This is a genomic window from Haloarcula salina (assembly GCF_010119195.1).
Taxonomy (GTDB): Archaea; Halobacteriota; Halobacteria; order Halobacteriales; family Haloarculaceae; genus Haloarcula; species Haloarcula salina.
Genome location: NZ_WRXL01000001.1, coordinates 812,775 through 837,816, shown reverse-complemented (window position 1 = coordinate 837,816; position 25,042 = coordinate 812,775). Strand labels below are relative to the sequence as shown.

The 25,042-nt window shown below is 67.7% G+C and carries 28 protein-coding genes; 13 read left to right on the top strand and 15 right to left on the bottom strand.

Going from position 1 to position 25,042, the window contains the following annotated elements; genetic code table 11:
• Positions 1-51: 51 nt before the first annotated feature.
• From GM656_RS04350 to GM656_RS04340, 3 genes are read left to right on the top strand one after another with little or no spacing between them, the layout of a single operon-like run.
• Positions 52-960, top strand: a complete 909-nt coding sequence (locus GM656_RS04350) for an AEC family transporter (protein WP_162412418.1) — start codon at positions 52-54, stop codon at positions 958-960.
• A 40-nt stretch (positions 961-1,000) separates the two neighbouring features.
• On the top strand, positions 1,001-1,375 hold the full coding sequence (locus tag GM656_RS04345; RefSeq protein ID WP_162412417.1) for a cupin domain-containing protein: 375 nt from the start codon (positions 1,001-1,003) through the stop codon (positions 1,373-1,375).
• Positions 1,376-1,424: 49 nt separating this feature from the next.
• Positions 1,425-2,075, top strand: coding sequence for a bifunctional 4-hydroxy-2-oxoglutarate aldolase/2-dehydro-3-deoxy-phosphogluconate aldolase (locus GM656_RS04340; protein WP_162412416.1), 651 nt, complete (start codon positions 1,425-1,427; stop codon positions 2,073-2,075).
• Positions 2,076-2,153: 78 nt separating this feature from the next.
• Here the strand turns inward: GM656_RS04340 and GM656_RS04335 are convergent, their stop codons facing one another.
• The 7 genes from GM656_RS04335 to GM656_RS19015 form a co-directional block, all read right to left on the bottom strand.
• Positions 2,154-2,669: a cell wall anchor protein gene (locus tag GM656_RS04335; protein WP_162412415.1), complete on the bottom strand. Its 516-nt coding sequence runs from the start codon at positions 2,667-2,669 to the stop codon at positions 2,154-2,156.
• Positions 2,670-3,258: 589 nt separating this feature from the next.
• Complete coding sequence (locus GM656_RS04330) at positions 3,259-4,845, bottom strand: Coenzyme F420 hydrogenase/dehydrogenase, beta subunit C-terminal domain (protein ID WP_174242932.1); 1,587 nt, start codon at positions 4,843-4,845, stop codon at positions 3,259-3,261.
• Positions 4,838-6,577, bottom strand: coding sequence for a nitrite/sulfite reductase (locus GM656_RS04325; protein WP_162412414.1), 1,740 nt, complete (start codon positions 6,575-6,577; stop codon positions 4,838-4,840). The genes GM656_RS04330 and GM656_RS04325 overlap by 8 nt, the downstream gene beginning before the upstream one ends.
• A gap of 220 nt (positions 6,578-6,797) precedes the next feature.
• On the bottom strand, positions 6,798-8,027 hold the full coding sequence (gene ftsY, locus GM656_RS04320; RefSeq protein WP_162412413.1) for a signal recognition particle-docking protein FtsY: 1,230 nt from the start codon (positions 8,025-8,027) through the stop codon (positions 6,798-6,800).
• A gap of 6 nt (positions 8,028-8,033) precedes the next feature.
• Positions 8,034-8,498 carry a prefoldin subunit alpha gene (gene pfdA, locus GM656_RS04315; RefSeq protein ID WP_162412553.1) on the bottom strand — a complete coding sequence of 155 codons (465 nt, stop codon included), beginning with the start codon at positions 8,496-8,498 and terminating at the stop codon, positions 8,034-8,036.
• A complete protein-coding gene (gene rpl18a, locus GM656_RS04310) occupies positions 8,498-8,671 on the bottom strand; it encodes a 50S ribosomal protein L18Ae (RefSeq protein WP_162412412.1) in 174 nt (57 codons plus the stop codon). The genes pfdA and rpl18a overlap by 1 nt, the downstream gene beginning before the upstream one ends.
• Positions 8,672-8,798: 127 nt before the next feature.
• A complete protein-coding gene (locus GM656_RS19015) occupies positions 8,799-8,936 on the bottom strand; it encodes a hypothetical protein (RefSeq protein ID WP_174242931.1) in 138 nt (45 codons plus the stop codon).
• Positions 8,937-9,017: 81 nt separating this feature from the next.
• Between GM656_RS19015 and GM656_RS19010 the strand changes: the two genes are divergently transcribed.
• A complete protein-coding gene (locus GM656_RS19010; RefSeq protein ID WP_174242930.1) occupies positions 9,018-9,182 on the top strand; it encodes a hypothetical protein in 165 nt (54 codons plus the stop codon).
• Positions 9,183-9,231: 49 nt separating this feature from the next.
• On the opposite strand, the gene GM656_RS04305 is transcribed toward GM656_RS19010, so the two are convergent.
• From GM656_RS04305 to GM656_RS04295, 3 genes are read right to left on the bottom strand one after another with little or no spacing between them, the layout of a single operon-like run.
• Positions 9,232-9,897: a translation initiation factor IF-6 gene (locus GM656_RS04305; RefSeq protein WP_162412411.1), complete on the bottom strand. Its 666-nt coding sequence runs from the start codon at positions 9,895-9,897 to the stop codon at positions 9,232-9,234.
• 2 nt (positions 9,898-9,899) lie between these two features.
• Complete coding sequence (locus GM656_RS04300) at positions 9,900-10,178, bottom strand: 50S ribosomal protein L31e (protein ID WP_162412410.1); 279 nt, start codon at positions 10,176-10,178, stop codon at positions 9,900-9,902.
• Positions 10,178-10,330, bottom strand: coding sequence for a 50S ribosomal protein L39e (locus GM656_RS04295; protein WP_162412409.1), 153 nt, complete (start codon positions 10,328-10,330; stop codon positions 10,178-10,180). The genes GM656_RS04300 and GM656_RS04295 overlap by 1 nt, the downstream gene beginning before the upstream one ends.
• Before the next feature lie 188 nt (positions 10,331-10,518).
• Between GM656_RS04295 and GM656_RS04290 the strand changes: the two genes are divergently transcribed.
• Positions 10,519-10,971, top strand: coding sequence for a hypothetical protein (locus tag GM656_RS04290; protein ID WP_162412552.1), 453 nt, complete (start codon positions 10,519-10,521; stop codon positions 10,969-10,971).
• Here the strand turns inward: GM656_RS04290 and GM656_RS04285 are convergent.
• Positions 10,968-11,780: a ZIP family metal transporter gene (locus tag GM656_RS04285; protein ID WP_162412408.1), complete on the bottom strand. Its 813-nt coding sequence runs from the start codon at positions 11,778-11,780 to the stop codon at positions 10,968-10,970. The two genes, GM656_RS04290 and GM656_RS04285, sit on opposite strands and share 4 nt — an antisense overlap.
• A gap of 163 nt (positions 11,781-11,943) precedes the next feature.
• On the opposite strand from GM656_RS04285, the gene GM656_RS04280 reads away from it, so the two are divergent.
• Positions 11,944-12,216: a hypothetical protein gene (locus GM656_RS04280; protein ID WP_162412407.1), complete on the top strand. Its 273-nt coding sequence runs from the start codon at positions 11,944-11,946 to the stop codon at positions 12,214-12,216.
• Positions 12,217-12,262: 46 nt separating this feature from the next.
• On the opposite strand, the gene thpR is transcribed toward GM656_RS04280, so the two are convergent.
• Positions 12,263-12,826 (bottom strand): RNA 2',3'-cyclic phosphodiesterase, encoded by a 564-nt coding sequence (thpR, locus tag GM656_RS04275; RefSeq protein WP_162412406.1) that lies wholly within the window; start codon positions 12,824-12,826, stop codon positions 12,263-12,265.
• A gap of 101 nt (positions 12,827-12,927) precedes the next feature.
• Here thpR and GM656_RS04270 point away from each other — a divergent pair, with 101 nt between their 5' ends.
• The 4 genes from GM656_RS04270 to GM656_RS04255 all read left to right on the top strand — a co-directional run bounded on the left by GM656_RS04270 (position 12,928) and on the right by GM656_RS04255 (position 15,819).
• Entirely contained in the window at positions 12,928-13,707 is a 780-nt protein-coding gene (locus GM656_RS04270) for a tetratricopeptide repeat protein (RefSeq protein ID WP_162412405.1), read from the top strand.
• Complete coding sequence (locus GM656_RS04265; RefSeq protein ID WP_162412404.1) at positions 13,704-13,994, top strand: DUF424 domain-containing protein; 291 nt, start codon at positions 13,704-13,706, stop codon at positions 13,992-13,994. The genes GM656_RS04270 and GM656_RS04265 overlap by 4 nt, the downstream gene beginning before the upstream one ends.
• A 52-nt stretch (positions 13,995-14,046) precedes the next feature.
• Positions 14,047-14,493: a hypothetical protein gene (locus GM656_RS04260; protein WP_162412403.1), complete on the top strand. Its 447-nt coding sequence runs from the start codon at positions 14,047-14,049 to the stop codon at positions 14,491-14,493.
• Between the two features lie 78 nt (positions 14,494-14,571).
• A complete protein-coding gene (locus GM656_RS04255; protein WP_162412402.1) occupies positions 14,572-15,819 on the top strand; it encodes an aminotransferase class V-fold PLP-dependent enzyme in 1,248 nt (415 codons plus the stop codon).
• A 241-nt stretch (positions 15,820-16,060) separates the two neighbouring features.
• Here the strand turns inward: GM656_RS04255 and katG are convergent, their stop codons facing one another.
• Complete coding sequence (gene katG / locus GM656_RS04250; protein ID WP_162412401.1) at positions 16,061-18,205, bottom strand: catalase/peroxidase HPI; 2,145 nt, start codon at positions 18,203-18,205, stop codon at positions 16,061-16,063.
• 312 nt (positions 18,206-18,517) lie between these two features.
• Here katG and sufU point away from each other — a divergent pair, with 312 nt between their 5' ends.
• A complete protein-coding gene (sufU, locus tag GM656_RS04245) occupies positions 18,518-18,940 on the top strand; it encodes a Fe-S cluster assembly sulfur transfer protein SufU (RefSeq protein ID WP_162412400.1) in 423 nt (140 codons plus the stop codon).
• A gap of 91 nt (positions 18,941-19,031) precedes the next feature.
• On the opposite strand, the gene GM656_RS04240 is transcribed toward sufU, so the two are convergent.
• Positions 19,032-20,756, bottom strand: coding sequence for a sensor histidine kinase (locus GM656_RS04240; RefSeq protein ID WP_162412399.1), 1,725 nt, complete (start codon positions 20,754-20,756; stop codon positions 19,032-19,034).
• A 132-nt stretch (positions 20,757-20,888) separates the two neighbouring features.
• Positions 20,889-22,850 (bottom strand): heme-binding protein, encoded by a 1,962-nt coding sequence (locus GM656_RS04235; RefSeq protein WP_162412398.1) that lies wholly within the window; start codon positions 22,848-22,850, stop codon positions 20,889-20,891.
• A gap of 125 nt (positions 22,851-22,975) precedes the next feature.
• Here GM656_RS04235 and GM656_RS04230 point away from each other — a divergent pair, with 125 nt between their 5' ends.
• Positions 22,976-23,905, top strand: a complete 930-nt coding sequence (locus tag GM656_RS04230) for a S49 family peptidase (protein ID WP_162412397.1) — start codon at positions 22,976-22,978, stop codon at positions 23,903-23,905.
• 1 nt (position 23,906) lies between these two features.
• Complete coding sequence (locus GM656_RS04225) at positions 23,907-25,001, top strand: DUF4350 domain-containing protein (protein ID WP_162412396.1); 1,095 nt, start codon at positions 23,907-23,909, stop codon at positions 24,999-25,001.
• Positions 25,002-25,042: the final 41 nt, after the last annotated feature.

Here is a 25,042-nt window from a genome sequence, read left to right as displayed (position 1 = left end):
AAATCTGCAGCCGACGAAAGGGTCAAGAGGGGGACCCGTCTGGACCCCAGTATGGGCGTGCTCGGGCAACTGGGGTTCATGGTCGCGTTTCTCGCCGCCGGCGTCGTCGCCGGCCACCTCGGGCTCCTGACCGAGCGTCGCACGGACGTGCTCACCACGCTCGTGTTCACCGTCGCCCTGCCGGCGCTGGTGTTCCGGTCCACGTACGGCCAGCCGCTTCGCGAGATCATCTCGCCGTCGCTGCTGGCCGGCTTCTGGGTCGTCATCGCCGTGACGATCGGCCTCGGCTGGCTCGTCCACCGCCGCCTCGATGCGGCCGAGCGCCGCAGCGTCTCGGTCGTCCAGTCGTACCACAGCAACATGGGCTTTCTCGGCCTCCCCCTCGTCGCGGAGACGATGGGCGGCGACGCCACGGCGGTCGCGAGCGTCCTCCTCGGCATCGGCTCGATCACGCACGTCCCGGTGACGGTGTTCCTGCTCGTCCGCATCAACGGGAGCGACGCCTCGCTCGTCGCCGAGTGCCGGAAGCTCCTCACGAACCCGGTGCTGGTCGCGCTCGCCGGGGGAATCGGCGCATCGGTCCTCGGCATTCCCGTCCCGGGGGCGTTCGTCGACGCGCTCGCTATCCCGGCCGAACTGGCGCTCCCGTTCGCGCTCCTGTGCATCGGGGCCTCGCTCGACACGGACCTGCCGGCCTCTCACGTGGAGAAGACCGCCAGCGTGGTCGCGCTCAAGGTGCTGTGGATGCCGGTGCTGGCGTGGCTGGTGTACTCCTCGCTCCCGGTCGGTTCCACCGCGCTCGGGACAGCCGTCGTGATGTTCGGCGCCCCGACCGCCGTCTCGACGTACGTGTACACCACCGAGATGGGCGGCGACGCGGCCTTCGCGTCGCTGAACGTCTTCACGTCGACGGTGGTCTCGATCGGCACCCTCTCGGTCCTCGTCTGGCTGTTCGCCTGACCGTGACCACGCTTTTGCCGGCCGCCGCCCCACCGGTGGTATGGCCTACCACCAGATCGACCCCGCCGAGTTGCCGGCGACGGACGACTACCCCTGCGACCGGCGCGGCATCTCCGACGCCGTCGAACTCCACGCGCTCCACGCCGCCACCTACGAGATGGCTCCCGGCGAGCAACTGCCCCGGACCTACCACTACCACGAGCGCCGCGAGGAACTGTTCTCCGTCGTCGACGGGACGCTCCACGTCGAGACGCCGGAGCGCGAGTACGAGGTGCCCGCGGGCGAGGTGTTCGTCGCCGAACCGGAGAGCCCGCATCGCGCGTACAACCCCGCGGACGCCGCGGCGTCGGTGACGGTCCTAGGCGTCGGCGCGCCGCCGACCGACATCGCGCTACCGTACGACCCCGACGAGTAGGGCGGGGCCTTCAGTCACGCTTTTGGGCCACCCCGTCGCAGGTGCGCCCATGACGAGCAAGCAAGCGGTTCAGCAGAAACTGGTCGACAGCGGCGTCACGGCGGTCCTGCGCGGGATTCCGGAGGAGAAGATGGTCGACGTGGCGACGGCCGTCCACGAGGGCGGCGTCACCGCACTGGAACTCACCGCCGACGCCAAGCGCTGTTCGGACATGATCGCGGCCGTCGACAAGGCGCTCGCCGACACCGACGCCGTCATCGGTGCCGGGACGGTCATGGACGCCGCCGCGGCGCGCAACGTCATCGAGGCCGGCGCGGAGTTCGTCCTCGCGCCGAACCTCAACGAGGACGTCATCGACGTGTGCAACCGCGAGGGCGTCGTCGTCATCCCCGGCGTCATGACGCCGACGGAGGCCGCCGACGCGATGGAGGCCGGCGCGGACATCCTGAAGATGTTCCCCGCGAAGACCGTCGGCCCGGGCCACATCGGCGCGATCCAGGGACCGCTCGGCGACGTGCCGATCATGCCGACCGGCGGCGTCTCCACCGACAACGTCGACGACTTCTTCGACGCAGGCGCGGTCGCCGTCGGCGCGGGCTCCGCGCTGGTCAACTACGAGGCCATCGAGAACGATGACATGGACGGCGTCCGCGAGCAGGCGGCGGAGTTCGTCGCCGCGGTCGAAGCCGCCCGAGAATAGCAACGCAACACGGCCCCGTCGGGGGCCGGGAGCGCTCCCGGCCCGACGGGTCGAACGGCGGTCGGTAGGGCTCCGGCGTTACTCTTCGGTCTCGGTCGCCGTCTCGTTGCCCGGCGTGGCCGTCTCGTTACCGAGCGCGGTTTCGTTACCGGGCGTGGCGGTTTCGTTACCCAGCGTCGTCTCGTTGCCGAGCGACGTCTCGTTGCCGGCCGTCCCGGTTTCGTTGCCGAGCGACGTCTCGTTACCGGCCGTCCCGGTTTCGTTGCCGAGCGACGTCTCGTTGCCAGACATCCCGGTCTCGGTCGTCGCACCGGTGTCGGTCTCGTTGGTCAGCTCCGTGTCGGTTTCAGTGGTCGCGTCCATCTCCGACTCGGTCTCGGTGGACTCGCCCATACCGGATTCGGTCTCGGTGGTCTCGCCCATGCCCGATTCGGTCTCATCCATGCCCGATTCGGTTCCCGTCCCCGGGCCCTCGGCACCGCCGCCCTCGGTCGGGGTCCCGCTACTGCCGCTGTCGCTACAGCCGGCGAGGGCGACGAGCGCCCCGCCCGCGAGTTTGATGACGTTCCGTCGTGTACTGCTCTGGCTTCCCATAGCGTTTCCCCGAACGTCACCGGGGGAGTTTATGAATGACCTGCTAAGGATGGACCGAGCGGACCACGTTTCGCCGTCGCTCCCGCTGAACGGTCTCCGAGCGCACGAGCCGCCTCTGTCTCAGCCGAATATCTGCGGATAGAGGCGGTCTACGTCAGGTTTGTGTGCTCACCGCGGCACGACGGGACGACTTCTGTCCGGTCCCGGCCGAGTCCGCGGGTCCCTGCCACGGCGGCTGTGAGTAAATCCGCGGTTCACTCGCGAAACGCTGGATTATCGCGCCGCCAGGTCGGATAAATCCGCTCGTCCCGAGCGCGTCCGATCGTCGCGTCTCCGCTCGAAGTCGGGAGGACGCTCGCGAAATCGGGACCGACTGGTAATCCCACACACCGCTATTGTGCCGAACGCTCTCATGGGGAGTCGAAGAGTCGGACACCCCGCGACGGGAACGCCGTCACAGGGTCGGCTTACGACCGCGGTCCCGAGCGTCTGACGGTCAAAATCCGTTCGAGCGACGGGCGAATCCGGCCTTAACAACGGGATAATCCGGTGTGAACCGCGATACGGCCCTGATCTGTCAGCCCCTGTCTCAGTGATCGCTCTCGTGGGGGGCACGCGTCGTTCCGTAGTTCTCGGCGTGGTCCGCGTAGTCGATGAACCGCGGTGCGTCGGGGTCGAAGGGTCGCTGCAGCGAGTCGAAGGCCTTCTTCTTGTCCCAGCCCTGGAGCTTTCCGATCGCCGAGCGGTCTTCGAGATCGTGGTAGTCGAGGTCCGGTTCCGTCAGTTCCCACGCACGCAGTCCTCGCTCGGTGCGGACGATGACCGAGGAGTACTCGTCGCTGGAGCCGACCGACCCGACAGTGAGGTCTGCGCAGTAGCCGGTGAAGTCGGCGCACTCGTCACACCCCTTGAGCGCGGCGTCGTGGAACGCCTCGACGTCCTCCTCCAGCAGCATCTCGCCGTCTTCGCCGTAGACCATCAGCTTCCCGTGGAGCACGTCCATCTTGCCGATGTCGGACCGGTCGATGCCGCGCTCTTCCTCGATGAGTTCGCCGACGAGCGAGTAGTAGTTGAAGTTCTTCGTGCACATCAGCGCGATGGTGTAGTCGACCGCGCGGACGCCGTCCTCCTGGGCGGCGTAGTCCCAGTCGAAGTCCTGCAGGGCGCGGATTCCTTCGATCTCGCAGGGCGTGCCCACGAGCGCGAGCGAGGCATCGGCGAGGGGAACGTCGAGCTTGTGCGCCCACCGTTCGAGGTCCAGGTTCCCGAGCGCGAGCGTCTGGTTGTAGAAGCTGCCGGCGTTCTCGATGCACTCCGCCGGGGTGGTGGCGAGGAACGATTCGGCCTTCCACTCGGCGTCGTCGCTCTCGGTCGCGATGAGTGCGCCGTCGATTTCCCCGGCTTCGAGCAGGTGACACAGGACCGAGGTCACGAGACCGCCGTCCTGAGCGTTCTCGCGCCAGTCGTCCTCGACTTTCGCGGAGAACTCCGTGATGGGGTCGCCCGCGCCCGAGACGTTGTCGTCGCCGCCGGTGATCTTCCACTGCCGTTCGTACCGGAGGCCGCCGCGCGGGCACACGTCCCAGCACAGCGAACAGCCCGTACACATCTTCACGAGTTCCGGCAGGTCGTCCTCGCCGACGCCGATGGAGTCGCTCGGGCAGGCCGCGACGCAGGTCCCACACTGGATGCAGCGGTCGGCCTGTATCACCGCTTCGTCCAGTTCCATGAACCACGTCTTCCCGTCGGGCTCCTCGATGTCGCTCATCTCCGCGCGGATGCCGTAACCGGGCGTGTCGAGGTCGACGCCCTCGGGCACGCCGACGCGCTCGTCCGGCGGCCCGCTCTCCACGTCCTGACTGGTCCCCGACGCGGGCTCGGTGAACTGGATCGGCTTGAGCGTCCCGTCCGGCTCGACGTTGGCCGCGCCGGTGCCGCCGTCCGGTCGAGCGCGCCGCTCGCCGTCTCGCCCGCTCTCGCCACCGCCACAGCCACACGAGTCCCCACAGCCGCAACCGTCGGTCCCGTCGTCCGGGACACCGGGCATCGGTTCGCCGCCGTCGGTCACCAGTCGAAGGTCGCCGCGGCCCGGAGTAGCACCGGTTCGCTCGTCGTCCACCAGTTCGGGCGCGGCGTCGGCCGGCGCGACCTGCCGCCGGTAGCGCCGGTCAGTCATCTTCGGCCACCTCCCCGCGACCGCCGCCGTCGCCGTGCGCGATCCCGCTGGACACGTCGGCGTCGGCGCGCCGCATGACCGCGCGGAGGCGGTCGTTGCCGACGCGGCGACACCACTCGTAGAAGCGCTCGCCGTCGTCTCGTTCGTCGGCGAAGGCGTCGAACAGTTCCTCCAGTGCCGGGACGACGGCGTCGGCCGGGACGGCGTGTTCGACCCAGTCGAGGAACTCGTTGTCCGCCCCGAGGCTCCCGCCCAGACCGAAGTCCATCCCCTCGACGATCGCGTCCCCCTCCTCGTTGGTGGTCCGTTCGGGGTCGGCCACCTGCACGGTCTCGCCCCGGAAGCCGATGTCGGCGATCTGCGGCTGGGCACAGGAGGCCGAACAGCCGGACATGTGCATCCGCACCACGTCGATCTCCTCGGGCACGTCGACGCGGCGGTCGAGCGCCTTCGCCCACCGTCGGACGCGCTTCTTGGTCTCGATGATGCCGTAGTTGCAGAACTCGGAGCCGGTACAGCCGACCGCGCCGCGCGAGAACGGGCCGGGGTCCGGCCGGTAGGTCCGGGCGAACGGCTCGTTCAGCAGGTCGCCGAGGCTCGCGTCGGGAATGTGCGTGACGAGGAAGTTCTGGTCGGTCGCGAGCCGAATCGAGGCGTCGTCGGTCCCGTACTCCCGTGCGGCCCGCGCCGCGCGGGCGAACTCTTCACCGCCCATCCGTCCGGCGATGACGTTGAAACCGACGTAGCTGAGGGTTGAATCGCGCTGGTCGTGGACGCCGACGTGGTCGCCGCGATAGCCCACCGTGCGGTCGGTCCCCCGCGTCGGGAGATCGACGACACAGCGGTCCCGGACCGCTTCCTCGAACCGCTCGGGACCCAGTTGCTGGACGAGGTAGCGCATCCGGCAGACGCCGCGGTTGGTTCGGTCGCCCAGTTCCTTGAACGTCTGGGCGACGGCGCGGCAGAATTCCACGGCGTCCTCCGGCGGGACGAACACGTCGAGGTCCGAGGCCATCCGCGGGCCGTCCGAGAGGCCGCCGCCCACGCGGACGTGGAAGCCGTAGTACCCCTCGCCGTCGACCTCGCGGCTGGCCGGTGTCAGTCCCACGTCGTTGATCTGGGACTGCGCGCAGTCGTGGCGACAGCCGGTGACGGTCAGCTTGAACTTCCGCGGGAGGTTCGCGTACTCGCGGTTCTCCGTGAAAAAGTCCGAGACCGCGTCGACCACGGGCTGGGCGTCGAAGCACTCGTGGTCGTCCAGCCCGGCGGCGGGACAGCCGAGCACATTCCGCGCCGAGTCGCCGCAGCCTTGGACCGTCGTCAGGCCGACCTCATCGTAGCGGTCCCAGATCTCCGGTACGTCCTCGATCTCGATCCAGTGCATCTGGACGTCCTGCCGGGTCGTGATGTCGAGGAAGGCGTCGCCCCAGACCGCGTTCTGGTCCTCGCCGCCGAACTCGGCGGGCGCGGTGGCGTACTCGTCGGCGACCTCGCCGATGACTTCGGCCTGCGCCGGCGTGAGGGAACCGCCCGGAACCTTCGTCCGCAACATGAAGTACCCGTCCTGCCGCCCGTGGGCGTACAGCCCGGCCCACTTCAGGCGCTCCCACTCGCCGTCGCCCGCGCGGGCCTCGATCTCCTCGAAACTCAACTCCTCGCTCGCGTATCGCTCGACGTCGTCGACGACGTCGAGCGGGTGCTTCTCCTGTTTCCAGCGTTCGACTGTGTTCATTGACCACACACCTCAATACTGTGTGAATCGATGATGGACGACTGTCCCCTTCAACGCGCCTCTGCCGGAGAATACGTCCACACCTCCCTCGATGCGGCAATACTGTCCGGGTCGATGGCGTCGGCACTCGTCGGACCGCTGAGGTGTCGCACGGTTGCGAGGCTCGCGGGCGTCGATCGACGCCGACGTTACCAGAAAGAATTACCGAGAGGTCGGTGGCTCACTCGCCGATCAGGCTGTCGACGATCTCCTCGGGATCGAACTGGTCGAGGTCGTCGTAGCCCTGTCCGGTGCCGAGAAAGAGGATCGGCTTTCCGGTGACGTGCGCGACGGAGATGGCCGCGCCGCCCTGCGGGTCGGCGTCGGCCTTCGTCAGGATTGCACCGTCGACCGCGGCGGCGTCGTCGAACTCGCGCGCCCGATTGACGGCGTCTTGGCCGGCGACCGCCTCGTCCACGAACAGCGTCATGTCCGGATCGATGTTGCGGTCGATCTTCTCCAGTTGGGCCATCAGGTCGTCCGAGGTGTGGAGTCTGCCGGCCGTGTCGCCGAGCACCACGTCGATGTCGTTGGCCTTGGCGTACTCGACGGCGTCGTAGATGACGGCCGTCGGGTCCGAGCCCTGTTCGTGGGTGATGATCTTCTTGTCGAGGTTCTGGGCGTGCTTCTCCAGTTGCTCGTTCGCGCCGGCGCGGTAGGTGTCGCCGTTGGCGAGCACCGTCGAGAGCCCCCGATCCTCGAAGTACTTCGCGAGTTTCGCGATGGTCGTCGTCTTCCCGACGCCGTTGACGCCGGTGAAGACGATGGTGACGGGCTTGTCGGCCGCCCGCACGCGCTCGTCGAAGTCGAACTGCCCGACGCTGATGACCTCGTACAGCGACTCGCGCAGTGCGTCGCGGACGAGGTTACCCGTGCTGGAGAGGCGACGGCGGGTCTGACCGGTGAGGTTCTCCTTGACGCCCGCCAGAATCTCGTTGGCGACGCTCATCTCCACGTCGCTCGAGAGCAGGGCCAGTTCGAGGTCGTCGAGGTGGCTCTGGAGGTCCTCCTCGTCGATGACCGTCTTCCCGGTGGCCATGATCTTGGCCTTCGCGGCGAGTCCGCGGCCGTCGTCATCGTCGTCGGACTCCTCGCCCGCTGCCTCGGTCGCCGGTTCGGCGGGCTCGCTCTCCGGTGCCGCCGCTTCCGACGTCGCTTCGCTGGTCTCGACGGTCGCGGGGCCGTCGGGCGCTGGCTCCGCGTCGGCGTCCGCCTCGACATCGGTGTCCGCCTCGGGTTCCGCTTCCGCCCCGACTTCGGGTTCCGCGTCGAGCGTCTCCTCGGGTTCCGGTTCCGCCTCGACTTCGGCGTCCGCTTCGGTCTCCTCTTCGGCGTCGAGCGCCTCGTCGTCGACTTCCTCCTCGACGTCGCTCGTGAACCCGCTGAGTTTGTCCTTCAGTCCGTCGAACATGCGGCCTTACTCGTCGTCCTGCTCTTGTTGCTGCTGCATCATCTGCTGCATCTGCTGCTGTTGCATCTGCTGGGCCTGCTGTTCGAGCTCCTCCATCTCGGTCTCGACTTCGGCCTTCTCCTCCTGGAGCTCGCCGATGTGGTCGTCGAGCGTCTCCTGTTTCGTCCCCAGCGTGTCGATGGCTCCGTCCTGCTCGCGCTCGGCGGAGTAGCCGCCGCCCAGCGAGACGACGACCTCGTCGATGTCGTCGATAGTGGCGCGGACGTAGGCGTCGCCGCCGACCGGGACCTGCACCGTCGACCCGGACTCGAGGACCTCGATGGCCTCGATGGCCTCGTCGATGTCGGACTTCTTCTCGCGCAGGCGCTCGATCTCCTCGTCGATGGCGTCGATCTCCTGCTCCATCTGCTCGATCTCCTGTGCGACCTGCTGCATCTGACCGCCGCCGCCGCCACCGCCACCGCCGCCCATCATGCTGCCACCTCGTCGATGGTGATCTGCGTGCGCTTGAGGTTGTGCTGGGAGCCGAAGTCGGCGTAGACGCGCTCCGTCGCGACGTTCTCGTTGGGCGCGTCGACCTCCTTTTCGAACTCCTGCGGGCCGTCTCGGGCCGGGAAACTACCGCGAACAGTGTACGTGCTCATACACGCAGGTGCGGGCAGGGCAGGGAAGTATCTTCCCCTTCCGCCCGTGTGCGGTCGTGCTCTCGGCGTGCGAGCCCGAGGCCCGCGACGCGGCCGCACGGCGGCGTGACCGCCGCGAGGTAGGCCCTCACTCCGGTGCGTCCGGTGCGTACACCATGTCGCCGCCGCACTCCGGGCAGGACGGACGGAGCACGTCGGTCGAGTAGTCGCACTTCCGGCAGACGAGTCGTGTCGGGTCGTCGACGGCTGGGGTTCGCTGAACCATGTGTGTCAATTAGTCCGGTGACATATTATCTCTTGTCACGAATTGTCATGGACTATGTGCCAGCGGTCCCTAGCCGACGCTATGAGTCGGACGACCTATCAGTGTCAATGCGGTGCGACGCTGCGGTTCAGGCAGGACCTGACGCCGGAGCGCGGCGGCACGAGCCGCTCGTGGACCTGCGGAGACTGCGGGCTTCCCGTTCCGGGCGTCGTCGCGGAGAAACTCAGCCACCAGCACCCGTCCTGACGAGACGGAAAACGGATAGAAAACCGGCCCGAACGGACCGTTCGCGGCGTCAGTCGATGTAGCCGAGCGCCGCGTCGATGCGGCCCAGTTCGGGGCCGGAGGTCTCGGAGCCACAGACGTAGCCGTAGTCGTTGGCGACCAGCCCGGAGCCGACGAGCGGGCCGCCGTAGTTGATCGTCCCGATGTCGGCGGGCACGTCGAGGACGTCCTCGAGCGCGTCGAGTTCGCCGTCGGTCGCCTTCGGGTGGCAGAGCACCCCGTTGTTGGTGGCGACGGCGGCGGTCCCGACGGTGTTGACGCCGGCGATGACGCCGCGCTCGACGGGCACGTCGAGGCCGTCGCGGACCGCCTGTACGGCCTCGCGCGAGAGGTCGGGATGGACGTACGCGCCGTGGTCGTTACAGCAGACGACGTTGCCCGCGGCGTTGATCCGGCCGGGCAGTCGCGTCACCGGGAGGTCGACGACCTCCTGAATCCGTTCGATTTCCGTCTCGCGGACGCGTTCGGTGACGACGAGTCCGTTCGCGTTACCGACGGCCAGCGCGCCGACGGTGCCGGACTGACCGATCGTCGTCGGGACGGCCGGCACGTCCAGTTCCTCGTTCAGATCCTCGACGAGCGATTCGTCTAAATCGGGGCGAACCAGCACGCAGTCGTCGGTCGCACGGGCGAACACGCCCACGTACGACGACCCGGAGAATGCCGCGCGGAGCAACGTTACTCGGCGGTCTCTGCTTCGACGACGGCTTCGCCCTCTTCTTCGAAGCGGGCGGCGCGGACGCGAATCTTACTCGGGGTCTTGGCGCGGCCGCGGGCCCAGGCCGCCTCGTTGATCGAGGGGTCCAGACGGACGGCGCTCTCGTCGACCGAGAAGTGCTTGGCGAGGTGCTCGCGGATGAGGACCATCGCCTTGTCGGCGCGCTTGTGGTTCGGTTCTGCCCGTGCGTCGCGGAGCGGGACGGTCACGACGCGCTCCTCGAAGTCACTGGCGCTCATTATTCGTCAGTGTCGTTGCGCCGCCAGTGGCGTCGCTTGTGGTTTCGCTGCACGTCGCGGTCGGTCTTGAGCATGACCCAGGCCGGGACGCGACTGTTCTGGTTCTCCAGCTTGGCCAGTCGCTTCTTCTTGGCCTTCGACTTCTTACTCATGGTGTGCTGCCTCTTCCGCGCCGCGGCTTAAATTCCTTCCTTTTTGCACCCGCGCCGTCCCCGTTATCAGCGGCCATAACTGCGGACGTAGAACTAAGTGCAGTCATTTCCCTGATTCTCGGTAGATGAATCGCCGGACGTTCCTCCGCACGGTCGGAACAGGCGCCACAGCAGCGAGCTCGGGCTGTCTGGGAGGCGGCGGTAACGTCGTCGTGAGCGTCAAGCAGGACGTCACTATCGACCCGCAGAGCGCCTGGGTGAAAGAGGAGATCCCCGACGTGTCCGACCCCGGCGGAGAGATCCAGTACATCGTCAAGGCGGACGTTCCGTTCAGCGTGTACTTCTTCACCGATCAGACCACCTTCGAGCGCTACGACGCCTACATCAAGGGCCGGGAGCCGGAGAAGACCCCGCGGGGGAACCCGGAGTTCAGTCAGACGGCGGTGCGACCGGAGGGCTCCGACATCTACGAGGCGTCGACCGCCAACGGGGGCGCGCGCGAACCGCTGGACGAGCCCGGACCGTACTTCTTCGCCGTCGACCACTCGAACTACCGCATGGAGACGCGCGTTGAGGAGTTCGACGACCCGCTGACCGCCTTCGTCGACCTGACTATCATCGAGAAGCGCCTCCCGATCTAGACGAACGCGAGCGGGACCATCGCCAGCACGCCGACCGCGATGCCAGTCGTCAGTTCGCGCTTGCCGCCGCCGGGCAGGCCGGACCCGTATTCGAGCGCCTCGGGGACGAACTCTGTGAGCACGAGGTACACCATCGCGCCGGCGGCGAAGCCGAAGCCGAAGGGGAGGAATGCCTTCGCAAGCGTGACGAAGTAGTAGGCGATGACGGCCCCGAGCGGTTGCGGGAGCGAGGAGAACACCGCCCACCACACCATCTTCCACTCGCTGACGCCGAGCGAGCGGAGCGGAATCGCGATGGCGGTGCCCTCCGGAATGTTGTGGATGGCGATGGCGACAGTCATGAACACCGCGAGCAGCGGCACGGAGAGACCGGCGACGGCCATCATGCTCCCCGGCATGGTCGACTCCAGCCCCAGTTCGGCGAACGAGACGCCGACTGCGACCCCCTCCGGGAAGCTGTGAACCGTCAGGATACCCAGTATCAACAGGAGCTTCTTGAAGTCGGCCCGCTCGAACTCCTTCGGCGAGTGATCGAAGTCCTCCAGCGCCCGGTGGGCGACCACGACGAGTCCGACGCCGGCGAGGACGCCAGGGACGAGCAGTATCGGCGACCCGTAGGCGAGCCCCTCGCGGACGAGGCCGAACAGCGACGCGGCGACCATGATCCCGGACGCCAGTCCCCACAGGAGGACGTTCCACCGGTCCGAGAACTCTTCGACGAGAAAGAACGGCACCGCACCGAGCCCGGTAGCCAGCGCCGTCAGCAGCCCGGCCACGAACACGAACGCGACGTTCTCGAAGGCGACCATGCCGGTGCTACGCCCCTCGCGGGGTTAAGAATTATCACGAAGTTGATTGTTTTCGGCGGACCTAAACGGGTCGCGGAACCGACGTAATATCCCTTATACAATATCCTCGGACAATATGCACTAGTGGACAACATTTATCCAGGTATTGTCTCAAGTATAGTGCATGTCAAAAGCAAAGCAGCCAAATAACGCAAACTCCTACGTTATCGAGGCGAACGGTGCTGAGGATGTGAAGTTCTCGCTTCGGGCGATGAGCAGCGGGAACCGATACGACGTGGTGGACTACGCCGACCCGATCCTGGCGGAAAAGTTACAGGCTCGTGAACCCGGAAACTCCGTCCGGGTCGAACTCGCGCCGGTCGACGAGGCGGCGAACCGCTGGGCGGTTACGCGCCACCTCCCCGGCGCGTCGCCCCGGATCGGCCTCGGCCGCTGAGACGGGCTGCCGGCCCGTAGTTCGGCCACAGCGCCTCGGACCCACCTCACAGTGACACCGACTTCAGCGTCCGGTACGTCGGTCCGTCGCTCCCGAGGACGCTCTCTTTCAGGCGAATCTCGTCCACCGTCAGGCGACCCACGTCCGGGTCGTCGGTCTCGACCGCGCGCTGGACCGTCTCTTTCCCGCCGGCGTGGTCCATCCGCGCGACGGTCGCGTGCGGCGTGAAGTCGCGGTCTTCCGGGTCGAATCCCACGTCGACCGTGCGCTCTTCGACCGCCTCGTGGAGCGCGGTCAGTTCGGCGTCGCCCGCCCCGCCGCGGACGCCGACCCAGACGACGCTGATGTAGTCGAGCGACGGGAACACGCCCAGCCCGCCGACTCTCGCCTCGAACGGCTCGACGCCGCTGTCCGCGACGGCGGTATCGAGCGCGTCGACGAGATCGTCGACGCGGTCCACGTCGGTGTCTCCCAGAAACTTCAGCGTGACGTGGGCCTGCTCCGGGTCGGTCAGCCGGAGGCCCGACACGCCCTCGAAGCGCTCCTGGACGGCGGCGACGGCGTCGCTCAGTCCGTCGAGGTCGACGCTGACGAACAGGCGCTTGCTCACGTCTCGACGTTCCGCCGGCGGGTGCAAGAACCCACCGACGCGCGGTGCTCGTTTCGACTCGGGACGTAGCCCTTAACCGGGTCGGCCGCCAATCCGGGCGTATGACTGACCACGACCCCGACGACCACGCGTTCTCCGAGGGCCAGGGGTTCGACGACCCCTACGAGGGCTTCGACCTCGAACCCCCGGAGTTCGAGGTCGACCCCGACAAGGTCGACCCCGTCGACTCGCGTGTCGTCACCGACATGCTGGACCGGCGGAACATCCCGTCGGACGCCGTCGACCCCACGCAGTTGCTCGACGTGGGCCTGGAGTACATGCACATCAACCGCCACGAACAGGCCGCCGAGACGTTCGAGCGCGTCGCCCAGTACACCGAGGACGACCGCATCGAACAGGAGGCCTGGACGAACAAGGGCGCGGCCCACGCCGAACTCGAAGAGTGGGACGCCGCCATCGGCGCGTACCGGGAGGCGCTCGACTTCGACGAGGAGAGCGAGGCGCAACGCGCCTCGGAAGACGTGAGCGGTGCAACCGCGAACAGCGACCACGCCGCCACCGCCGAGACGAACCTCGCGTACGCGCTCTGGGAGTCCGGCCGCTCCGAGCAGGCGCTCGAACACGCCGAGCGCGCCGTCGAGATCGACCCGCGGTTCGCCGAAGCCTGGTACAACCGCGGCTTCTTCCTGCTCGAACGCGGCCTGTCCGAGGACGCGCTCGAAGCGTTCGACAACGCCATCCGACTCGGTTTCCGCAACGCCGACGTGCTGGAGGAGAAGGCCCGCGCGCTCGAGGAGGAGGGCGAGTACGACCGCGCCGAGGAACTGGCCGAGGAAGTCGACGAGATGCGCGAGCAGGCCGAACAGCAGCTGCTGGAATGATACTCAACGAGCGCGACACCGACGAGGGGCTGCTCGTCTCCGTCTGCGACCCGGACATCGTGGGCGAGACGTTCGAGGACGGTCCCGTCTCGCTGACCGTCGACGAGGAGTTCTACGGCGGCGAGTCCGCCTCCGAGGACGAGATCATCGACAGCCTCGCGCGCTGCTCGGTCGCGAACATCGTCGGCGACGACGCGGTCGGCGTCGCCGTCGAACACGGCTTCGTCGACGAGGAGAACGTCCTCGACGTCGGCGAGACGCGCCACGCGCAGCTGCTCTGGCTGTAGCCACGCCCGCCGCGACGCCGACCCTTTTACCCGGCCGCCCGGAACGGTCCGTATGTACTCAAGAGACCACGCCGTCGTCTCCGCCGTCGTCGGGGCCGGTGGCGTCGTCGGCCTCTCGCTGCCGCTCCCCTGGTGGGCGGCGCTGGCCTACGCGGTGGTGGTCGGCGTCGCAATCGACATCGACCACTTCCTGGTAGCCCGGCTGGAGACCGGCGACTGGGCCGCCCTCCGTCGGTGTCTCCGGAACCCGCGCCTCGTCGTCGTCGGACAGGACGAGATCTTCGATCCGTTCGACCTCTGGCCGCTCCAGCGCCTCCTGAGCCACCACGCCCTCGGGGGCCTCGGGGTCGGTGCCCTCTGGCTCGTCTCCGAACCGCTCGCGCTGTTCACCGCCGTCGTCCTGTACGCCCACGTCCTCGCCGACCTCGTCTGGGACAACTACCGGCTCGAGACCTACCGCGAACAGCACGCGAGGGCGGCCGAGCGGGCGTCGGAGTGACCGCTGACCGGACCGCCGCTGCGACCGAGTCTAGGCGAACCGAAGGAATGTTGCCCGTCGAGTCCCTGTTAGTCGGTAATGGGACACTCCGAATCCGAAGCGCTCGACGTCGAGCGAATCCGCGAGGACTTCCCCATCCTCCAGCGGGAGTTCGACGGCGAGCAGGTGGTGTACCTCGACAACGCGGCCACCACGCAGACGCCCGAGCCGGTGGTCGAGACCATCGCCGACTACTACCGGACGACCAACGCCAACGTCCACCGCGGCCTCCACCAGCTCAGCCAGGAGGCCAGCATCGCCTACGAGGACGCCCACGACCGCGTCGCGGAGTTCATCGGGGCCTCCGGCGAGCGCGAGGAGATCGTCTTCACGAAGAACACCACCGAGAGCGAGAACCTCGTCGCCTACGCCTGGGGCCTGAACGAACTCGGCCCCGAGGACGAGGTGGTCCTCACCGAGATGGAACACCACGCCTCGCTCGTGACGTGGCAACAGATCGCAAAGAAGACCGGCGCGACCTGTCGGTACATCCGCGTCGAGGAGGACGGCACGCTCGACATGGACCACGCTCGGGAGATCATCACCGACGACACGGCGATGCTCAGCGTCGTCCACGTCTCGAACACGCTCGGGACCGTCAACCCCGTCGCCGAACTGGCCGACATCGCCCACGACCACGACGCCTACATCTTCGTCGACGGCGCGCAGTCGGTCCCGAACCGCCCCGTCGACGTGGAGGCCATCGACGCCGACTTCCTCGCCTTTTCGGGGCACAAGATGGCCGGACCGACCGGCATCGGCGTCCTCTACGGCAAGAAGCACCTCTTGGAGGAGATGGAGCCGTACCTCTACGGCGGGATGATGATCAACAAGGTCACGTTCGAGGACTCGAAGTGGAACGACCTCCCCTGGAAGTTCGAGGCGGGGACGCCGGTCATCTGTCAGGGCATCGCGCTCGCCGAGGCCTGTGACTACCTCGACGACATCGGGATGGAGAACATCCGCCGCCACGAGAACGAACTCGCCCAGTACACGCTGGAGCGCCTCGACGACGAGGGCGACGTGACGGCGCTCGGCCCGCCGGCCGGCGTCGAGCGCGGCGGCCTCGTCTCGTTCAACCTCGATTCGGTCCACGCCCACGACCTCTCCTCGATCCTCAACGACTCCGCCGTCGCCATCCGCGCCGGCGACCACTGCACCCAGCCGCTCCACGACAAGCTCGGCGTCCCGGCCTCCGCGCGCGCTTCCTTCTACGTTTACAACACGCGGGAGGAGGTCGACAAGCTGATCGAGGCTATCGACGACGCGCGTCAGCTGTTCGCCTGATCGTTCGTTTCGGGACCGACTGAAGTGCGCTTTCTCGGTGAAAACGTGGCCTCACGATACGCGCGAGGAGGTCGACAAGCTGATCGATGCCACCGACGACGTACTGCACGAACGCAGTGAGTACAGTGCCAGCGAGACGTCGTCTCGCCCGGCGCGTCAGCTGTTCGCGTAGGCGCGTCAGCGGTTCGAAAAAGCGGTTTCGGCGCGCGAAACGAGTGAGGCGAAAACGGAGCGTGCGGTGTTACTCGAGGTCGAAGCGGTCGAGCGTCATCACTTTGTGCCACGTGTCCACGAAGTCCTGGACGAACTGCTCCTCGCCGTCGTCGGCGGCGTAGACTTCGGCGATGGACCGAAGTCGGGCCTTCGAGCCGAAGATGAGGTCGACGCGGGAGCCCCGCCACTCGACCTCGCCGGTCTCGCGGTCGCGCAGTTCGAAGACGTCGTCTGAGTCCTCGGGCTTCTCCCACTCGTAGCTCATGTCGAGCAGCGTCTCGAAGAAGTCGTTGGTCAGCGTCCCCGGCTGGTCGGTGAAGACGCCGAGGTCAGAGCCCTGGTAGTTCGCGTCCAGCGCCCGCATGCCGCCGACCAGAACCGTCATCTCGGCCGCCGAGAGGTTCAGCAGGTCGGCCTTGTCCACGAGCAGTTCCTCTGCGGAGGAGTCGTGGTCGTCGCCGATGTAGTTGCGGAACCCGTCGGCGTCGGGCTTGAGCGCCTCGAAGGACTCCACGTCGGTCTGCTCCTGCGTGGCGTCGGTGCGGCCGGGCTCGAACGGGACCTCGACGTCGTAGCCGGCGTCCGCCGCGGCCGTCTCGACGGCCGCGTTCCCGCCGAGCACGACGAGGTCGGCCAGCGAGACTTTCGTCTCGTCCGGCTGGGAGTCGTTGAACGCCGCCTGGATCCCCTCGAGGGTCTCCAGGACCGTTTCGAGTTCGGCCGGCTCGTTGACTTCCCAGCTCCGCTGGGGTTCGAGGCGGATGCGGCCGCCGTTCGGACCGCCGCGCTTGTCGCTGTCGCGGTACGTCGACGCCGCCGCCCAGGCGGTCTTGACCAGCTGCTGGACGGTCAGGTCCGAGTCGCGGATCTCCGCTTTGAGCTCGGCGGCCTCCTCGTCGCCGATCAGGTCGTAGTCCGCGTCCGGGATCGGGTCCTGCCAGAGCATCACCTCGTCGGGGACCTCCGGACCGAGGAACCGCTCGGGCGGGCCCATGTCGCGGTGGATCAGCTTGTACCACGCTCGCGCGAACGCCTCCCGGAACTCGGCGGGGTCCTCCTGGAAGCGTTCGAGGACCGCCCGGAAGTCCGAGTCGTGCTTGAGGGCGATGTCCGTGGTCAGCATCATCGGGGTGACCGAGTCCGGTGCGCCCTCGACGTCGGGAACGCTGTTTTCCAGTTCGTCGCCGACCGGTTCCCACTGCCACGCACCGCCGGGGCCTTTGACCGACGTCCAATCGTGCTCCAGCAGGTTGTCGACGTAGCCCATGTCCCACTGGGTCGGTGCCTGGGTCCACGGCCCTTCGATGCCGCTGGTGATGGTGTCCGGGCCCTTGCCCTCGCCGAACTCGTTGTCCCAGCCGAGGCCCTGTTCCTCGATCGGCGCGGCCTCGGGCTCGGGACCAAGGTTGTCGCCGGAGTCGGCCCCGTGGACCTTCCCGAACGTGTGCCCGCCGGCGATGAGGGCGACCGTCTCCGCGTCCTCCATCGCCATCCGGCTGAACGCCTGCCGGATGTTCTTCGCCGACCCCTCGACGTCGGGTTCACCGTTTGGACCCTCCGGGTTCACGTAGATGAGCCCCATCACGGTGTTACCGAGGGGCTCCTTGAGGTCGCCCTCCTCGTCGAAGCGCTCCGGGGACATCGTCTCCCACTCGTCTTCGGGGCCCCAGTCGACGGCGTCGTCGCCCTTGAAGTCGTCTTCGCGGCCGCCGGCGAAGCCGAACGTCTCGAAGCCCATCGACTCCAGCGCGACGTTGCCGGCCAGGACGATCAGGTCGGCCCACGAGAGCTGTCGACCGTACTTCTGCTTGATCGGTTCGAGCAGTCGGCGGGCCCGGTCGAGGTTGACGTTGTCGGGCCAGCTGTTGAGCGGCGGGAAGCGCTGTCGACCGCCGGCGGCGCCGCCGCGTCCGTCGATGGTCCGGTACGTCCCGGCACTGTGCCACGCCATCCGGATGAACAGCGGACCGTAGTGACCGTAGTCGGCCGGCCACCAGTCCTGCGAGGAGGTCATCACCTCTCTGAGGTCTTCCTTGACCGCTTCGAAGTCGAGCTTCTGGAACTCCTCGGCGTAGTCGTAGTCCTCGTCGTACGGACTGATGTCCTGCGTGTTCTGATCGAGTATGTCGAGGTTCAACTGGTTCGGCCACCAGTCTTGATTTGTTCGGTTCATCACGAGGCTATTGTTCCTTTCCCCTGTTAAAATTGTCTAACTCCGAAAGGGATTGTTGGTAACAGCAAAACCATTCTTTTTCGTTTGTCAAGCTTTCTCAGCACAATTGATACTGTCGTCTCCGCTTTCGATACGGGCCGCGTCGCCGAGTGGCGGACCGTGACCGTCCAGAATATCCCCTCAGAACGGTTCTTTGGTATCTCTCGCCACGCGCAACTCGGGAGGACCCTCGCGTTCGCGGAGACGCCACTGGCCGCAGGACGAAGCGGAGAGGAAGCCTTTTCCGGCCGACAGCCGTATCCGGTAACACCAATGGGTATCGGTGGCTCAGACATGTACCGGCAGCAGATCCTCGATCACTACAAGAACCCGCGCAACTACGGGGAGATCGAGGAGCCGACGTTCACGCACGTGGGCGAGAACCCGATGTGCGGCGACGAGATCCGGATGGACGTCGTCCTCGACGACGACGAGGAGACGATCGAACGCGTGGCGTTCCGGGGCGACGGCTGTGCGATCTCGCAGGCCTCCGCCTCGATGCTCTCGGAGAAGCTCGCCGGGATGACCGTCGAGGAACTGGACGCCATGGACCGCGACGACGTGACGGAGATGCTCGGCGTCGACATCTCGCCGATGCGCGTCAAGTGCGCCGTCCTCGCCGAGAAGGTCGCCCAGGACGGGGCCGACATCTACTTCGGCGAGAAGGACCTCGACCGGACGTCGACCGAGGACTGAGCGCCGTCTCGTTTTCGCGCGACCGACCGGCGAGCCGGGGGTCCCGCGTCATGCTTGGGAGCTGATACCGCAGGCTGTCGTGTGGGCCGGTTCAGACCCCTGACGGCTCCGGGCAGGGAATCGTCACTTCGAAGCGCGCGCCACCGCCGGATTCGGCCGTCAACGCGATGTCCCATCCGTGGGCCCGAACGATGCGGTCGACGATGGCGAGGCCGAAGCCGCTCCCATCCTCCACGGTGGTGACGCCGAAGTCGAAGACCGCATCGCGCTCCGACGGCGGGACGCCCGGGCCGTCGTCGGCGACGAAGAACCCAGTTTCCGTCTCGCCGACGGTGACTGTCAACGCCGGTTCGCCGCCAGGCCCGACCGTCGGTCGCTCGTCGGGCATGCCGTGCTCCACGGCGTTCCGAAAGAGGTTCTCGAAGACCTGTCGCAGTCGGTCGGGGTCCGCCAGCACCGTCATCTCGGTCTCGATCGCGAGCCTCGCCCCGTCCGTCCCGACGGCCGCCCAGGCCTCGCGACAACAGGTCGGCAGGTCGATCTCCGTCTTCTCGCCGATGGTCTGGCCCTCACGGGCGAGCTGGAGCAGGTCGTCGAGCATCTGCTCCATCCGCACGACGGAGTCGCTGGCGTCGTCGAGATAGTCCAGATTCCCCGTCTGTCTGGCCAGTTCGATCTTCCCGCTGACGACCTGGAGCGGGTTACGGAGGTCGTGGCTGACGATGCCCGTGAACGATTCGAGTTGCCTGTTTTGATCCTCCAGCGCCTGTTTGCGTTCCCGCCGCTCGGTCACGTCTCTGAGGACGATCACCCTCCCGCGGACGATTCCGTAGCGGTCGGTCACCGGGGTCGTCCGAACGTCGTAGGTCACGGGGACGTAGCGACCACCTGCGCGGAGCGCGGTCGTGACTTCCGCCCCCTCGAACGCTCCCGATCGGTCGCCGTTGTCGATGGCCGCGGCGAGGTCCGGGATCGCCACGTCTTCGAGCGTCGGCTGGCGCGTCTGCTCGACGAACTCTCCGGCCGCGGCGTTGTAGTCGACCACCCGCCCCTTCGAGTCGACGACGAACACGGGATCTGCCATGTCTTCGAGGAGCGTGTTGGCCGCGAGCGGCGCCACGTCGAGGAAGTCGTACCGGTACAGCGCCACGCCGACGCCGACGGCCTGCGAGGCGAAGAACACCGGCGTGAGGTCGAGTCGGGGATGCGGTGAGAGCCCGGTGAAGTACGCCACGTTCGCGACGACGACCAGCGCCGTCACGCCGAAGATGACGCCGGTCTGCTTGCGGTAGAGGTTCCGCGTGCGGATGAAAAAGCGGCCCAGAAGCGCGAAGCTCACGCCCAGAATGCCATAGAGGACGAGTAGCTCCCCGACGACCAGCGGTCCGAACGTCGCGTAGGGAAGGCGCAGTCCGGCGAAGGTGGCCACGTCGCGGGCGCTGTAGGCGATGTCCGACGGATTGAGGGCGTAGAGGCCGGCGTAGACGGGCGCGTGTGCGACCGCTACTCGCTCGAGTACGTCGGGAATCCGCTCGCTGTCACCGGTGTACTCGACGACGAACCGGAACCAGCACACCGCCGCGAGCGGGGCGACGAGCGCCATCGGCGTCATCCAGAAGACCGATAGCTCATCCGTCGGACCGACCAGTTCCAACAGCGCCAACAGCGCCCAGGTCCCGTCGGCGAGCATCACCCAGGCGAACCGGTCGGAGACGGGGTGGTCGGCCCGCCGCCACGAGTACCACGCGAAGCCGAAGCTGCCGACGACGGCGACGACGTGGAGCGCGAGTAAAACGAAGCCGACGACCGACACCATAAGCGAACCGACCCTCTGGATCGGGATATAGACTCTCCCTTATATATCATGTGTGATAATCCGGAAGACTCGCCCGGGATCGGTGATTCGGTGCGTCAGCCACGCGTGACCGCCTCGCGACGAGCGACCTGCTCAGGCAAGGAACACGTGTCGTGGTCGGTCAGCGAGCACGTCGCGGCCCCAACTCACCGTGTCCGAGAAGGCGTCGGAGCGGAAGAACGCCATCGCGTCGTCCTTCGAGTCCCACTGGCTCGCGATGAACATGTCGTTCTCGTCGTCGGTGTTCGCGAGCAGCGAGGTCTCGCGGTGGCCGTCCATCTCTTCGAGCAGGTCGCCGACCGTCGCGAACTTCTCGACGAAGTCCTCGCGGTGTTCGGGCTTGACGGTGTAGAACATCCCCATCGTGCCGAAGCCGTCGCCCTCGCCGGCGCGGCCGACGACCCCGGGGAGGTCGGTCAGGTAGCCGCTCGCGGTCTCGGCCGCGTCCTCGGTCTCCCACAGGGACGCGACGGCGGAAACGTCGCCGCCGTAGACCGTCGTTCGGACGTGCGTGTCGTAGCGCTCGAAGGCGCTCCGGAGGTCCGCGACCTCGCCGTCGAGCGTCTCGGCGTCGGCCTCGGAGTAGACGACGAGCGCGTACACGTCCTCGCCGTGGGGCTTGCCGGCGTAGACGCCCTCGGCTTCGAGCTGGTCGCGGATGGACTGGGAGGACTCGGCGGCCCGGTGGTCGCCCTCCTCGCCGTCGTCGTCGCTCGCACCGAGCGGGCCGCCGACCTGCTCTTCGACGCCGTCGATGTCGCTCAGGAACCCGGCGGCGGTCTCGGCGGCGTCCTTCGCGGTCCAGAGGCTGACGAGATGGGTCTGGCCGCCGTCGGCCCGGACCGTCGTGGTCACGTGGCGGTCGTAGTGGTCGAAGCTCTCGGCGAGGTCAGACACGTCGTCGACGACATCTTCCGCGTCCGCCGAGGTCTGAAACACGAGCGCGTAGTCGCCGGCGTCGTAGTCCTCGCCCTCGGTCATGCCGAGCCGACCGACGCGCTGGACGGCGTCGTCGACCTCCTCGAAGTCCGCCGAAACGTCCGGCCGGCCGCCGCTCGACCCGCCCGAGCCGCTCGGGTGGTCGGCGTCCTCGGCGGCGTCCTCCGCGTGCGGATGGTCGCCCTGCCCGGCGCTTCCGGGGTGAGCGCTGCCGTGGCCCTCGGCGTCGCCGCCGGCGTGTCCGTGCGCGCCCTGCCCGCCGTCGTGTTCCGCGGCGCTCGCCGTCGCGGCTCCGGCGTCCGGTTCAGCCGCGGCCGGTCTCGAGTCGGTCGGGACGCGCTGGCCGGCCAGGACGGCCGGGAGGTCCGCCGGGTCGAACTTCCGGCCCACGTAGAACGGGCCGAACTCGGCGTACTTCGACGAGGACGGGTCGAAGCGCATCTCCGTCAGCAGTTCCTTGATGTTCCGCATCTCGTCGGACCAGAGCGTGATGCCCCACTCCCAGTCGTCGAAGCCGATGGAGCCGGCGATCATCTGGTTCACGTCGCCGCCGTAGCCCCGGCCGATGTCGCCGTGGCGCTTGATGTGGGCCGCCCGCTCCTCGAAGGAGGTGTCGTACCAGTTCTGCTCGGGCTGGCGGCGCTTGCTCATCGGGTAGAAGCAGACGAACTCGTCGTCGGGCAGATCGGGGTGGAGGCGGGCCTGGATGTACTGCGCGAGGCCGGAGTCGTCGTCGACCTCGCCCTCGAAGTACTCGCGGGACTTCTCCGTGTAGCCCGAGGCCTCGGTCACCGAGAGATAGGAGTACTCCCGCTCGGTGAAGGCGGCGAACTCGGTCTGCTCGAAGTGGCGCTCGGCGGCGTCTAAGTCGCCCATCGTCGGCCGCAGGTGGAGGATCATGACGTCGGCCTTGTGTCCCATGACCGTGTACACCGCCGTCTGTCCCTCGTCGGCGTCCTCGACGGCCTCGTAGGCCTCCAGGAAGTCGATGCCCTCCGAGAGCGCGCGGTCGCGGACTCGCTGGGGCGCGTCCCGCCAGGCGTCCCAGTCGATGCTCCGACAGTCGTGCAGCGCGTACCAGCCCTCTTCGGTGGCTGGGGGCTTGCGCTTGTCCATGGCCGACGGTTGCAGGTCGATACTAACGAACCTTCCCATCTCCGCGTCGGGCGAACCGACTGCTGGCTCTGCAGTTCAGGCAGCCCTTTTATTAGCCAGTCGTTGCAGCGGACGAATGTGGTCCCATGAACAACCCAATCGACAGACGGGTCGCGACTGCCCTCCGTTCGTATACGGTCCTCGCGGTCGTCGCCCTCCTCGTCGCCGCCGCGATCGTTCCGTACGCGGCGTCGGTCGCCGCGACCGACGACCAGTACGTCGCGGTCGTGAACGTCGACGAGACGATCACCAGTTCGAGCGCACAGAGCACCGTTCAGGAACTCCGCGCGCTCCGGAGCAACGAATCGGTCGAAGCGGTCGTCCTGCGGGTGTCGAGCCCCGGCGGGAGCGCCGCCGCCAGCGAGTCGATGTACCTGGCGGTCAAGCGCCTCGCGGCCGAGAAGCCGGTGTACACGAGCGTCGGCCAGTACGCCGCCTCGGGCGCGTACTACACCGCGGTCCCGAGCGACCGCATCTACGTGACGCCGGCGAGCCTCGTCGGCCACGTGGGCGTCATCGGCACCGTCCCCGGTGACGGGCTGAGCTCCGCCGCGACGACCGGGCCGGACAAGGCCCACCGCGGCATGACGCGCGACCAGTACTTCGCCAGCCTCGAATCGATGAAGCGCTCGTTCGTCGGCGCGGTCGTGACCGAGCGCGGCGACCGGCTGACGGTCTCCCGTCAGACCGTCGCCGAGGCGTCGGCCTACACCGGCGGTCGAGCGGTCCAGACCGGCTACGCCGACGAGATCGGCGGCCTCGAAGCCGCCATCGCGGGCGCGGCGGAAGCCGCCGGCCTCTCGGAGTACCAGGTCACGTACCGCAACCCCGCACAGCCCCAGAGCCTGCTGCTGCTCGCCGGCTCGAACGGGGCCGGACAGAACGCCACCGCCGCCGCCGCCGAGCGCGCGCCTTACACGTTCCGCGGCGTCGACTCGGTCCACTTCCTCATGATCTACGGAACCCCGGAGCACCAGCAGGTCGTCTACAACAGCAGCGCACAGGGGGGTGCCTGAGATGGCGCTCACCGGAACGGTCGCCCGCGTCGGCTTCTTCGCCGCCGTGGTCGTCGTCGCGGCCGCCGTCGGGACGGCGCTGGTCGGCTCCGCCGGCCAGTCGGCCCCCGCGGTCTCCGAGGTCGACGCCAAGTCGTTCAACAGCGACGGGGCCGTCGCAGACGTGCCGGCGGAGAACGGCACGCTCTCGATGTCGGCCGACGCCGACGGGAAGGTCGTCGTCATCGACACAGCCCACTCGGCGAGCATCGACCGCGAAGAGCTGTCGCCGCTCGTCTCGACGCTGACCGAGAACGGCGCGACGGTGCGCTATCACGTCGGCGAACGACAGGGCGGGCGGCCGCTGAACGCCTCGCTGCGCTCGGCCGACGCCCTCGTCGTCGTCGGTGCCCAGCGGCACTACACCGAGAGCCAACTGGACGGGCTGTCGGCGTTCACCGACGCCGGCGGTCGCGTCCTGCTGCTGAACGAGCCATCACAGGCCACCTCCGCTGGCCTGGGCATCGTGATCTCTCTCGGTAGCGAGGGCGTGACCAGCCCGATGGCCCCGATCGCGAGCCAGTACGGCCTCGCCTACGAGAACGGCTACCTGTACAACATGCACCAGTACGACACGAACTACCGGAGCGTCTACGCGACGCCGGCCGGCGACTCGGCGCTCACCGAGGGCGTCGACCGCGCGGTGTTCCACGCGGCGATTCCGGTCAGCGGCGGCGAGCAAGCAGTCACGGCGACCGAGCGAACAACCCTCTCACAGACGCGGCGACAGGACACCTACGGCGTCGTCGCTCGGTCCGGCCCCGTCGTCGCCGTCGGCGACACGAACGTCATCAGCCAGGAGTACCTCTACCGCGCCGACAACGAGGAACTGGTCGGGAACGTCCTCGACTTCCTCGTCTCGGGCCAGAAGTCCCCCGCGAACGCGCCCCAGCCGGCCGGTCCGTCGCAGTCCGGCCCCGGCGCGACCGTGCCCGGAAGCGGCGGCACGACCATCGGCGGTGGCGGCGGCGCGCCGGCACCGCAGCCGACTCCCGAGTCACCTGCAACGCCCGAATCGACGGCGACGCCCGAGGCGACGGCCACGCCAGACGAGTAAGCGCGCCGCTCTCATTTTTCGCACGAAGTCACCTCGCCGCT